The organism is Brachybacterium sp. SW0106-09 (genome assembly GCF_001293905.1).
In the GTDB taxonomy this organism is placed as follows: Bacteria; Actinomycetota; Actinomycetes; order Actinomycetales; family Dermabacteraceae; genus Brachybacterium; species Brachybacterium conglomeratum.
On record NZ_BCAK01000006.1, the window covers coordinates 109,839 to 121,006 of the forward strand.

The following is an 11,168-nucleotide window of genomic DNA, read 5'->3' on the forward strand; positions in this document are numbered from 1 at the left end:
TCATCCCGATTGCGCTCCAACTCTTCCCCTGTGGCACCTTCGCGAATATTCTGGAGGTGTTACACGATGGAGCGATCCGGCATTCTCCCGGGCCGAGGAAGGAGGGGGCACGATGGGCGAGTTCGATCAGCCCGGCGACAGCGCGGCACAGCAGTCCGAGCAGTCCGCTGCGTCCTATCCCGCCCCTGTCCACCCTGCCTCGGCCTCGTCGCCATCGTCCGGCGCCCTCCTCCCACCCGCGACGGTCCCGGAGCTGCCCGCATGGCGTGCCCGCGCCCGTCGGCCGCTGACCACGGAGCGGATTCTCGAGGAGGTCGGCGAGGGGACTGTCGAGTCCGGGCGGGTGATGGCGCTGCACCGCACCGCGCTGACCCGTGCCCGGCTGTACGCCCACCATCTGCGACTGCTGGAGACCTTCTTCCGCGAGGACCCGGAGGTGCAGGGCCGTCCCGAGGACGCGGACATGACGGCGCTGAAGGTCGCGGCCGGACTTCGCTGCACCTACAACCAGGCCTGGAGCCAGGTGCTCGATGCGCACCGGGCGGTCGAGATCATGCCGCTCACCTTCGAGTACCTGCGCCGCGGCGATCTCACCGAGGCGATGCATCAGATGCTCCTGCGGCGGGTGCGGCGACTGACCGACGAGCAGGCCGCCCAGGTCGACGCCCACATGTCGACGATCGAGCTGCCGTCCGTCTCCCTCGACACCTTCTCCCGGCGCCTCCGACTCGCCATCGAGCTCGCGACCGCCGGCGCCCTGCCGACCCCGCCCTCGCAGGGCCGCGATGTGGAGATCGTCGACGTCGACTCCACCACCGGCACCGCCTCGCTGCTGGTCACCGGCCCGATCCTCGAGATCAAGGGGCTCGCCCACCGGCTCGACGTCGCCGCCCGCGACGTGCAGCGAGCCCAGCGCGCCGCCCTCTCGGACGGGACCGAGGGGCCGCTCCCCTTCGACATCGACGAGAACCTCGCCGAGCGCGGCGCACCGCTCTCGCTGCGCACCCTGCGCTACGCGATCCTCGCCCACACCGTGCTGGACACCGCCCCGGTGCAGGAGACGGCCTCGCCGTACAAGCTCCTGGTGACGGTGCCGGTGATGACGCTGCTCGGACGGGACGACGCACCGGCCATGCTCGAGGGGACCACCCCGATCCCCGCCGAGCTCGCCCGGGACCTCGCGGCGAGGTCGTCGGTCTGGTATCGGATCCTCACGGACCCGGTCTGCGGGACCCCCCTCCCCGTCCGCATCGACACCTACCGGCCCGACGCGCAGCAACGCATGCAGCTGCGATTGCGCCACCCCGTCTGCGCAGCGCCGGGATGCACCCGCCCCACCGCGACCGACGCGGAGGACGACCACATCCTCGAGTACGACCACGAGCGCCCGGAGCGCGGCGGGCCCACCTCCCTGGCGAACCTGCACCGGCTGTGCTGGCAGCACCACCAGATGAAGACCGCCGGCCTGATCGATCCGACCCGCGAGCCGGTCGACGACAGCGCGCCCGCCCGGCCGCTCACCACGCACTGGACCCTGGGCGAGGACCTGCGCACCACCACCGAGGAGGCCACCGACCTGCTCACCCCGCACACGGTCAGGCTCCTCGAGCATGCCGCCGCCGAGCACGAGCGCCTCGCCGCCGAGGCCCGCAGCCTCCACGCCGAGGAGCAGGCCCGGCCCCGCGCGGAACGCGTCGCCGAGGACCGACGGGCCGCTCTCGCGAAGGCCGCCGGCCGGAAGATCATCCCTCCCGGCAACCCGCCGCCGGATCTCGGCGATCCGCCGTTCTGACCACCTCGACACCCGCCGCGGCCAGCTCGTCCTCGAGCTCCGCGACGCCCGAGGGATGCACAGCGGCCGTCATCTCCCGCAGCACCCGCACCGATGCGCCGGCCTCGCGCGAGCCGAGGGCCGTGGCGCGCACGCAGAAGTCGTAGGCGAGGCCCACCACGTCGATCTCGCAGCCGGGGACCAGCGCCTGCACCGACTCGCCCGTGCCGATCACGATCCCCTCGAGCACGCTGTACGACGGGACGCCGTGCCCCTTGTGCACGACCTCCACCCGGTCCTCCACCGCTGCGATCGCCGGATGCAGCGCCGCGCCCTCCGTGTCCGCGACGCAGTGCACGGGCCAGGTGTCCACGAAGTCCGGCGCGGCCGGCGGCACCGCGAAGTGCCCGCCGTTGTCGGTGTCCCCGCGGTGCCAGTCCTGGCTGGCGAGGATCCGGTCGTAGTCCCCGCCGTGCTCGCGCACGACCTCGGCGATCCGCTCCGCGACCGCGCCGCCGCCGTCGACGCCGAGCGCACCGCCCTCGCAGAAGTCGTTCTGGACATCGACGATGATCAGCAGGCGCGTCGTCATCGGGGGCTCCTCGCAGCAGTGTGGGACCGGTCCGTTCCAGCGTACGCAGGCGAGCTGGCAGAATCGCGGGCATGTCTTCTCCCCAGCACTCCGCCGCAGCGTCGCGGTACCGATCCCTGCTCTCCCCGCTCGACCTCGGCCCCTTCGAGGTCCGCAACCGGATCGTCATGGGGTCGATGCACACGGGACTCGAGGACGACCCGTCGGACGCGAAGAAGCTCGCCGCCTATCTCGGCGAGCGCGCCCGCGGTGGCGTGGGGCTGATCGTCACCGGCGGCTTCTCCCCCGACCGCAGCGGCCGCCTCACCCCGCGCGGTTCCCAGGCCGATGCCCGCACCCTGCGCGCCCACGAGCTGATCACCCGCGAGGTCCACGAGGCCGACGGACGGATCGTCCTGCAGCTCCTCCACGCCGGCCGCTACTCGTTCCACCCCCTGGCCGCCTCGCCGAGCGGCGGGAAGTCGCCGCTGTCCCCGTTCCGCAGCCGACGTCTGACCCGCGGCGGGGTGCAGCGCACCATCGACCACTTCGCCGAGGCGGCCCGTCGCGCCGTCGACGCCGGCTATGACGGCGTCGAGATCATGGGCAGCGAGGGCTACCTGCTCAACCAGTTCCTCGCCCCGGGCACGAACCATCGCCGGGACCGCTGGGGCCGCACCTCCGAGGGCCGGCGCGCGGTGCCGCTCGCGATCGCCGCCGCGGTGCGGGACGCGATCGGGGACGACGCATTGCTGAGCTACCGCATCTCCCTGCTGGACCTGGTGCCCGAGGGGCAGACCTGGACCGAGACCACCGCGCTCGCGCAGTCCCTGGTCCGCGCCGGGGTGGACGTGCTCTCCACGGGGATCGGCTGGCACGAGGCCCGAGTGCCCACCATCGTCACCTCCGTGCCGCGCGCCGCCTTCGCGGAGCAGACCCAGCACCTGCGCGAGCTGGTCGGCGTCCCCGTGGTCGCCTCGAACCGCATCCACGACCCGGACGTCGCCGAGCAGGTGCTCGCCTCCGGGCAGGCGGACCTGATCTCGATGGCGCGCCCGCTGCTGGCCGATCCGCAGCTGCCGAACAAGCTCGCGGACGGCCGCGCCGGACAGGTCGTCGCCTGCATCTCCTGCAACCAGGCCTGCCTGGACAAGGTGTTCGACGGGAAGCGGGCGAGCTGCCTGGTGAACCCGCGCGCCGCCCACGAGACCGAGCTGGTGCTGACGCCGGTGATCGAGCGCCGCACCCGGAAGGTCGCGGTCGTCGGCGCGGGCCCGGCGGGGCTCGAGGCGGCGCTCGCCGCCGCCGAGCGCGGCCACATCGTCACCCTCTACGAGGCGACCCAGGAGATCGGCGGGCAGCTGCGGCTCGCGGCGCGGATCCCGGGCAAGGAGGACTACGCGCAGGCGCTTAGGTCCTGGCGGATGCGGCTGGCCGCGGCGGGCGTCGGGATCCGGCTCGGGATGCGGCCGACGGCGACCGAGCTGCAGGGCTTCCACGACGTCATCGTCGCCACCGGCGTCGCGCCGCGGGAGATCGCTCTGGAACGGAGCGGCGGGCCGGAGGTGATCAGCTACGCCGATCTGCTCGAGGGCCGTGCCGAGGCCGGCGAGAAGGTCGCGATCATCGGCGCGGGCGGGATCGGCGTGGACGTCGCCGAGTACCTCACCGCGCCGCGCCCCTCCCCCACCCTGGACGTCGGGCGCTGGCGGGAGCACTGGGGCGTGGTCGACGCCGACGAGAAGCGCGGCGGCGTGATCACCCGTCCGCGCGAGGAGGCGCGGCGCGAGGTCCACCTGCTGCAGCGCAAGGAGACGCGGATCGGCGCAGGGCTCGGCCGGACGACGGGCTGGGTGCACCGGGCGGAGCTGCGCCATGCCGGCGTGATCCAGCACCGCGGCGTGACCTACGAGCGGATCGACGAGGCGGGCCTGCACATCACCGAGGGCGGCGAGGCGCGGGTGCTGGATGTCGACACGGTCGTGGTGTGCGCCGGGCAGGTCAGCGTGAACGCGCTGGCCGACGAGGTGATCGCCGAGCGGCGCGGCCGGGCGCCGCGGGTGCACGTGATCGGCGGGGCCGACGTCGCCGCGGAGCTCGACGCGGAGCGGGCGATCCGCCAGGCCGTGCAGGTCGCGGCGGGGCTGTAGTCTCGGCGGTCCCGGCCCCGAGGAGGCCCGCGATGGAGCACCCCGATCCCACCGAGACCCTGCAGCGCACGATCGCCCTGGCCACCGCCAACGTCGCCGACGGCGGCGGTCCGTTCGGCGCCGTGGTGCGCCTGCCCGGCGGGGAGCTGGTCGAGGGCGTGAACCGGGTGACCGCCACGAACGATCCCACCGCCCACGCCGAGGTCGCCGCGATCCGGGAGGCCTGTGCGCGCAGCGGATCGCCGGAGCTGCGCGGCGCGGTGCTGTACTCGAGCTGCGAGCCGTGCCCGATGTGCCTGTCCGCGGCGCTCTGGGCGCGGCTGGACCTCGTGGTGTTCGCCGCAGGCCGCGGGGACGCCGCTCGGGCCGGCTTCGACGACTCCGCCTTCTACGACTACTTCGCCCGGCCGGGCCGCCACGCCGTGCTCCCCGTCGAGCAGCACCGGCACGCGGACGCGGTCGCCCCGTTCGACGCGTGGCTCGCCCACGAGGGGCGCACCGCCTACTGACCCGCGAGCACCTCCCGGGCGATCGGACCAGCGGTGATGGAGCCGTAGCTGCCGTCCTCGACGAAGGCGGCGACGACCAGGTCGCCCTGGGCGACGATCACCCAGGAGTGCAGGGCAAGCTCGCCCTCCTCGTTCGTGTACTCGGCGGTGCCGGTCTTGCCGATCACCGGTTCCCCGGGCAGGTCCGCGAAGTCGTCGAGGCTGCCGTCGGTGACCACGCCGCGCAGCATCTCCTGCATCTGCGAGGCCTCGTCCTCGGTGAGCGGGGTCGGGACCTCGGGGGCGGCCGGCTCGGAGTCGGCGAGGATGCGGGGTGTGACCGTGGCACCGTTCTGGACGCTGGCCAGCACGGTCGCCATGGCGAGCGGGGAGGTGAGCACGCGGCCCTGGCCCATCATCGCCGCGGCGTGCTCGACGCCCTCGTCGGCCGGGTCGACCGAGCCCATGAAGGCGTCGAGCCCGGCCGGGGCCTCCTGGCCGATGCCGAGGGTGGTCGCGGCGTCGGCGAGCTCGGCCTGGGAGACGGTCTCGTGCTGCAGCAGCAGCGCGGTGTTGCAGGAGTGCGCGATCACGGAGCGCAGCGGCATGGTGCCGAACAGGGAGGGGTCCATGGAGTCGGCGTTCTTGAAGGAGCGTCCGGCGACCAAGGCGGTCTCGGGGCACTGCAGCTCGGTGTCGGGCGTGACGCCGGCGCGCAGCAGCGACAGCGCGGTGACGGTCTTGAAGGTCGAGCCGGGCGCGTACTGGCCCACGAGGCCGACGGGATAGGACTGGCCCGTCGGCCCGAGCGCCGCGGCGAGCACGTCGCCGGTGGAGGCGCTGAGCGCGATGACGGCCGACGGGGAGTCCTCGTCGGCGATCGCGGCGGTGGCGCGGCGCTGCAGGTCGTCGTCCAGGGTGGTGCGCACCGTGGTGCCGGCGACGGGATCGACCTCGTGGAGCGGGCGCTCCTGCTCGCCGCCGGTGGCGACGATCTCGAGGCCGGAGGTGCCGAGGATCGCGTCCTGCTCCGCGGCGAGGACGCCGCCGGTCGCGACCTGGTCGCCGGCCTGGATCTCGCCGCCGGAGCTCTCGACGTCCTCGGCGGTCGCCTCGCGCAGGGAGCCGAGCACGCCGGGGGCGTAGTCCCGTTCGACGGCGAGGGGGCGCTGCTCCTCGAGGGCGTGGAAGCCGGGGACCTGGCCGGCCCTGGCGAGGTCGTACTCCCCCTCGTCGCTGACGCGGATGGTGAGGGCGGGGACGAAGGCCTCCTCGCCGGCGCCGGCGACGGACTCGGCGTAGCGGTCCGCGTCGGTGCCGAGCGCGGCGGCGAGGTCGCGGGCGGAGGAGTCGAGCTGGTCGGCGGCCAGCTGGGACTTGTCCAGGCCGAGGACCTTCACGTCGCGGGGGCCGTAGAGCTGGGTGCCGTCACGGTCGGTGATGGTGCCGAGCTCGGGGTCGACGGAACGCACGGCGAGCGTCTCGCCGTCCTCGAGCTCGGGGCCGAGGGCCGCGGGGGTGAGCTGCGGCGCCCAGCCGTCCTCACCTTTCGTCAGGGTGGCGGTGGTGGTGTACTCCCAGGTCCCGGCGTCGTCCGGGAGGGTCCAGGTCCAGTCGTAGGTCGCGGTGCGCGTGCCGTCCTCGGCGTCACCGGCATCGGCCAGGGCGACCTCGGCGGTCGCTCCCGTGTCGCGGAGGGCGCCGAGCACCTCGGCATCGAGGTCGGAGCCGCCCTCGGCGAGGGTGCCGGCGAGCTGCTCGGCGGCGTCCGTGCCGTCGTCGGCGGTGGAGCGCCAGAAGGCGATGCCGCCGACCACGAGGGCGATGACCGCCAGGGCGGCGATCACGATGACGACGGGGGTGCGGCGGCGGGCGGAAGCGGGGGTCATCGGGCCATGCTCCCACCTACACTCGGGCCATGTCCCGTGTGCTCCACACCGCCCAGGCCCTCGTCGACGTGATCCTGGAGGTCAACGCGCTGCCCGCGCGCGGCGGGAACACCAACGCCCGCACCGAGCGGCGCTACGCCGGCGGGGCCGTGACCACGCTGCTCGCCGCGGCGCGCACCGGGGCGGAGGCCGTCCACGGCGGCGCGCACGGCACAGGCCCGAACGGGGACCTGATCCGCGAGGTGCTGGGGGCCGACGGGGTCGCGGTCTCGGACGTCCCGCGCGAGGACACCGACACCGGGTACTGCGTGGTGCTGCTGGAGCCATCGGCCGAACGGACCTTCCTCACCGTGTACGGGGCGGAGCGGGAGGTGACCGCGGAGTCGTTCGAGCGGCTGGCGCCCCGGCCCGGTGACCTCGTGTGCGTCTCCGGATACAGCCTGTTCGAGCCGACCCGGGAGCCGCTGCTGGAGTTCCTCGAGGGGCTCGAGGAGGGCGTCGACGTGGTGCTGGACCCGGGCGACCCCTTCGCCTCCTTCCCGCGCGCGCTGCAGGACAGGATGCTCACCCTCACCACGGTGTGGACCTCCAACGCGGACGAGGCGCGGGCGCTGACCGACCTCGACCACCTCGAGGACACCCCGCAGGCGATCCGGCGGCGGCTGCGGCCGGGCGCCGTCGTCGTGGTGCGCGACGGGGAGCGGGGATGCCACGTCTTCCATCACGGGCGCGGCACCGAGATCCCCGCCTTCCCGCAGACGCCGGTGGACACCAACGGCGCCGGCGACACCCACACCGGGGTGCTGCTCGCGGAGCGCGCGCTCGGAGCGGACTGGGAGTCCGCGGCGACCCGCGCCAACGCCGCCGCGGCGATCGCGGTGACGCGGCGCGGGCCGCAGAGCGCCCCCTCGCGCGCAGAGGTGGACGAGTTCCTCTCCTGACCTACGATGGCGTAAGGACGGCCCCGAGAAGGAGATCATGGACGACCGCACCTTCCACGACTTCTCGGCGACGAGCATCGACGGCGAGCCGGTGGACCTCGGCGAGTTCCGCGGCGGCCCCGTGCTGGTGGTCAACACCGCCACCCAGTGCGCCTTCACCCCGCAGCTGCGGGGCCTGCAGGAGCTGCACGAGCGCTTCTCCGCGCTGGGCTTCAGCGTGCTGGGGTTCCCCTCGGACCAGTTCCACCAGGACCCCGGCAGCGACGAGGACACCCGGGAGACCTGCACCTCCCAGTTCTCGGTGACCTTCCCGCTGTTCGCGAAGACCGACGTGAACGGGCCGGACGCCCCGCCTATGTGGCGCTGGCTGTGCGCGCAGAGGCCGGGGGTGATGGGCGGGAGGATCGCCTGGAACTTCACCAAGTTCCTCGTCTCCGCCGACGGGCACGTGGTGCGCCGCTTCGCCCCGCCGGTGCCGCCGACCCGCATCGCCCGCAGGATCGAGGCGGAGCTGGCCCTCCGGTGAGTTGGTAGCGTGTCTCACACGTTCCTCCCACTCGAAAGGGGTCCCTGTGGAAGGCCTCATCATCACCATCGTCGTGCTCGTCGTGATACTCGTCGTGCTCGCGATCCTCGCCGCGCTGCTGTTCGGGGGTCTGCGCACCTCTCTGATGTTCACGGTGCACACGCAGGAGGCGATCATCGTCGAGCGCTTCGGCAAGTTCCGCCGCGTCGCGCACGCCGGTCTGAACTTCAAGACGCCGTTCATCGACAGCACCACCAAGCCGGTCTCGCTGCGCGTCCAGCAGCTCGAGGTCAACATCGAGTCCAAGACCAAGGACAACGTCTTCGTGACGGTGCCCGTCGCGGTGCAGTACCGCATCCGCGAGGAGCAGGTCGTGGACGCGTACTACAAGCTGTCCAACCCCGAGGCGCAGATCCGTTCCTACGTCTTCGACACCGTCCGCTCGGCGCTGTCGGGCCTCGAGCTCGACCAGGCCTTCGAGTCGAAGGACGACATCGCCCGCAGCGTCGAGAACACGCTCTCGACCCGCATGCAGGAGTTCGGCTTCAACATCATCAACACCCTGGTCCAGGACATCTCCCCGGACTCGCGGGTGCGCGACTCGATGAACTCCATCAACGCCGCCCAGCGCGACCGGGTCGCCGCCCAGTCCCTCGCCGAGGCCGACAAGATCAAGCGCGTCACCCAGGCCGAGGCCGAGGCCGAGTCCAAGCGCCTTCAGGGCGAGGGCGTCGCCGCCCAGCGCAAGGCGATCGCGCTCGGCATCGCGGAGCAGTACGAGATGCTGCGCAAGGTCGGCATCGAGAACTCCGCCGAGCAGCTGCTGCTGATGACGCAGTACTTCGACACCATGCAGGACGTGGCCCGCAACGGCCGCTCCAACGTGCTCTACCTGCCCAGCAACCCCGGCTCCGTCGGCTCCATGGGCGAGGAGATCCGCTCGGCGATGCTGCAGTCGCAGGCCGCGGCCGAGGCGAGCCAGAATGCTGACGCCGACGACGTGAGCCGGCGCCAGCGCGCCTCCGCCGAGCAGCAGCGCCAGCGCGAGGAGGCCCGCGCACAGCGGGCCCGCCAGGAGGCCGAGCAGAAGGCGCGCGAGGCGCAGCGGCAGGCCCAGCAGCAGGTGCCGGACGGCTACCCCGGCGGCGACGTGCCGCCGTGGGCGCACCCCGGCAGCGCGAACCAGGGCTGAGCCCGAGCCTCGCCGAAGGTCGTGCGCGGTCGATACCGCAGACCGATCATGCCCCCGCCACGATGCGATGTGGTGGGGGCATGAGCATTCCCGAGGAGCGCACCGACCCCGCCCCCGCCGACTACTCCACCGAGAAGCGCCTGGCCCGCACCGCCGGGGTGACGCTCGCATGGTGGGCGCACGGCGGGGTGCGGCTCGCCCTCGCGCTGGTGCTGATGTACTACGGCGCCGCGAAGCTCGTGTTCGGCCAGTTCGGGTTCTCCGATGCGGGAGACGCCCTGATCGCCCACGGGGAGATGAGCCCGATGGGGCTGCTGTGGCGGATGGTCGCCTTCTCCCCCGTCTTCCAGTTCCTCTCCGGCCTCGCCGAGTTCGGGGCCGGGCTCGCGCTGCTGTGGCGGCGCACGGTCGTGCTCGGCGCGCTGATCGGCGCGGCCTCGATGAGCTTCGTGCTGGTGCTGAACATCGGCTACGACGTGATGGTCAAGACCCCGTCGGCCGTGTACATCGCGATGTCGCTGCTGGTGCTGATCCCGTGGATGCCGCGCCTGTGGCGCGCGGTGCTGGGGCGCGGGGAGATCGGCGAGGCGCCGCGCCCACGTCTGGTGCCGTGGCGCCCGGCGGAGCGGTTCGGGGCGGTGGCCGGGCCTGTCGCCGCCGCGGTGATCGCGGGCCTGGTGCTGTGGGGCGTGACGACGATGTACCCGCCGCGTAGCGTGGACGAGTCGGCGCCGGCCGGGGTGTGGGCCGTCGCCGAGGACACCGCGCAGCCTGCCGCGCAGCTCTCCGAGGACACGCGCTGGAGCCGACTCGCGCTCGGCTCGATCTCCTACGGCGGGGCCGCGCAGGCGCAGCTGCGCACGGCCGACGGGACGCTGCGCGCCGGCTCCTGGACCCGCGGCGAGGACGGCACGATCGAGCTGACGCTGAAGGACCTGCGAGAGGAGGGGCAGCCCGTGCAGGAGTACCTCGAGGACGAGGGCGAGACGCTCACGCTGAGCGTCGAGCAGCAGGCCGATGGGACGCTGCACGTCACCGGCGAGGGGCAGGACCTGGTGCTCGCGCCGGACCCCTCCGGCGAGGTGCTCCACGAGCGCGGCTTCTCCTGGGGGATCCGGCCGGACGATCCGTTCAACCGGTGAGCGGCCTAAGCTCCGGCCATGGAGCCGACGCCGCACCGCCGCCTGGCCCTCGCGGGCCTGGTGCTGTGGGGCGTGCTCGCGGGCCTCGCCGCGGCGGGGGTGCTGCTGCTGACCGTGATGCTGACGCTCCTGGTCCCGTCGATCATGTCGGGGCCGACGGACGACGGCGTCGACGGCCCGCTGCTCCTCGGGATCCGGGCGATCGGGGTGATCGCGGCCGTGGTGTGGGCCGGGGCGGCGGTGTGCGACCTGGTCATGCTCCCGGGGATGGTCCGACGTGTGCGCCGGCCCAGTCGGTCCGCGGCGGTGTTCGCGCTCGTGGCGATCGCGACCGGGACGGTGCTGCCGGTGCTGGCGCTGCCGGTCCTGCTGCTCGGCCCCGAGGCGGCGGGGGCGCTGGGGGTGCTCGGGCTGCTGCTGCCGGTCCCGCTCGCGGCCCGCGTCGGCGCGGTGTGGGAGATGCGGCGGGAACGTCAGGCCTCTCGCCTACTGTGAGGT

At 73.3% G+C, this 11,168-nt stretch carries 10 protein-coding genes; 8 read left to right on the forward strand and 2 right to left on the reverse strand.

All coding sequences use genetic code 11. From position 1 onward, the window contains the following. Positions 1-112: 112 nt before the first annotated feature. The gene (locus tag Y09_RS04655; RefSeq protein WP_053916474.1) at positions 113-1,792 is read left to right on the forward strand and encodes an HNH endonuclease signature motif containing protein; all 1,680 of its coding nucleotides are present in this window, start codon (positions 113-115) and stop codon (positions 1,790-1,792) included. Here the strand turns inward: Y09_RS04655 and Y09_RS04660 are convergent. Continuing rightward, entirely contained in the window at positions 1,743-2,363 is a 621-nt protein-coding gene (locus Y09_RS04660) for an isochorismatase family protein (RefSeq protein ID WP_053916475.1), read from the reverse strand. The two genes, Y09_RS04655 and Y09_RS04660, sit on opposite strands and share 50 nt — an antisense overlap. Before the next feature lie 71 nt (positions 2,364-2,434). Here Y09_RS04660 and Y09_RS04665 point away from each other — a divergent pair, with 71 nt between their 5' ends. Beyond that, positions 2,435-4,492, forward strand: a complete 2,058-nt coding sequence (locus tag Y09_RS04665; protein WP_053916476.1) for an NADPH-dependent 2,4-dienoyl-CoA reductase — start codon at positions 2,435-2,437, stop codon at positions 4,490-4,492. Positions 4,493-4,524: 32 nt separating this feature from the next. Continuing rightward, complete coding sequence (locus Y09_RS04670; protein WP_053916477.1) at positions 4,525-5,001, forward strand: nucleoside deaminase; 477 nt, start codon at positions 4,525-4,527, stop codon at positions 4,999-5,001. Here Y09_RS04670 and Y09_RS18160 read toward each other — a convergent pair. Next, a complete protein-coding gene (locus Y09_RS18160; RefSeq protein WP_053916478.1) occupies positions 4,995-6,869 on the reverse strand; it encodes a penicillin-binding transpeptidase domain-containing protein in 1,875 nt (624 codons plus the stop codon). The two genes, Y09_RS04670 and Y09_RS18160, sit on opposite strands and share 7 nt — an antisense overlap. Positions 6,870-6,898: 29 nt before the next feature. On the opposite strand from Y09_RS18160, the gene Y09_RS04680 reads away from it, so the two are divergent. From Y09_RS04680 to Y09_RS04700, 5 genes are all read left to right on the forward strand, one after another. After that, complete coding sequence (locus Y09_RS04680; protein WP_053916479.1) at positions 6,899-7,810, forward strand: PfkB family carbohydrate kinase; 912 nt, start codon at positions 6,899-6,901, stop codon at positions 7,808-7,810. A gap of 37 nt (positions 7,811-7,847) precedes the next feature. Then, complete coding sequence (locus Y09_RS04685) at positions 7,848-8,336, forward strand: glutathione peroxidase (protein ID WP_053916480.1); 489 nt, start codon at positions 7,848-7,850, stop codon at positions 8,334-8,336. Positions 8,337-8,382: 46 nt separating this feature from the next. After that, positions 8,383-9,528 carry an SPFH domain-containing protein gene (locus Y09_RS04690; RefSeq protein ID WP_053916481.1) on the forward strand — a complete coding sequence of 382 codons (1,146 nt, stop codon included), beginning with the start codon at positions 8,383-8,385 and terminating at the stop codon, positions 9,526-9,528. 80 nt (positions 9,529-9,608) lie between these two features. After that, the gene (locus Y09_RS04695; protein ID WP_053916482.1) at positions 9,609-10,670 is read left to right on the forward strand and encodes a hypothetical protein; all 1,062 of its coding nucleotides are present in this window, start codon (positions 9,609-9,611) and stop codon (positions 10,668-10,670) included. Positions 10,671-10,688: 18 nt separating this feature from the next. Continuing rightward, positions 10,689-11,165 carry a hypothetical protein gene (locus Y09_RS04700; protein WP_053916483.1) on the forward strand — a complete coding sequence of 159 codons (477 nt, stop codon included), beginning with the start codon at positions 10,689-10,691 and terminating at the stop codon, positions 11,163-11,165. Positions 11,166-11,168: the final 3 nt, after the last annotated feature.

Coding starts and splice junctions, on each gene's coding strand:
- Y09_RS04700 (WP_053916483.1), top strand. CDS start 10,689: ATGGAGCCGACGCCGCACCGCCGCCTGGCCCTCGCGGGCCTGGTGCTG.
- Y09_RS04695 (WP_053916482.1), top strand. CDS start 9,609: ATGAGCATTCCCGAGGAGCGCACCGACCCCGCCCCCGCCGACTACTCC.
- Y09_RS04665 (WP_053916476.1), top strand. CDS start 2,435: ATGTCTTCTCCCCAGCACTCCGCCGCAGCGTCGCGGTACCGATCCCTG.
- Y09_RS04680 (WP_053916479.1), top strand. CDS start 6,899: ATGTCCCGTGTGCTCCACACCGCCCAGGCCCTCGTCGACGTGATCCTG.
- Y09_RS18160 (WP_053916478.1), bottom strand. CDS start 6,869: ATGACCCCCGCTTCCGCCCGCCGCCGCACCCCCGTCGTCATCGTGATC.
- Y09_RS04660 (WP_053916475.1), bottom strand. CDS start 2,363: ATGACGACGCGCCTGCTGATCATCGTCGATGTCCAGAACGACTTCTGC.
- Y09_RS04670 (WP_053916477.1), top strand. CDS start 4,525: ATGGAGCACCCCGATCCCACCGAGACCCTGCAGCGCACGATCGCCCTG.
- Y09_RS04685 (WP_053916480.1), top strand. CDS start 7,848: ATGGACGACCGCACCTTCCACGACTTCTCGGCGACGAGCATCGACGGC.
- Y09_RS04655 (WP_053916474.1), top strand. CDS start 113: ATGGGCGAGTTCGATCAGCCCGGCGACAGCGCGGCACAGCAGTCCGAG.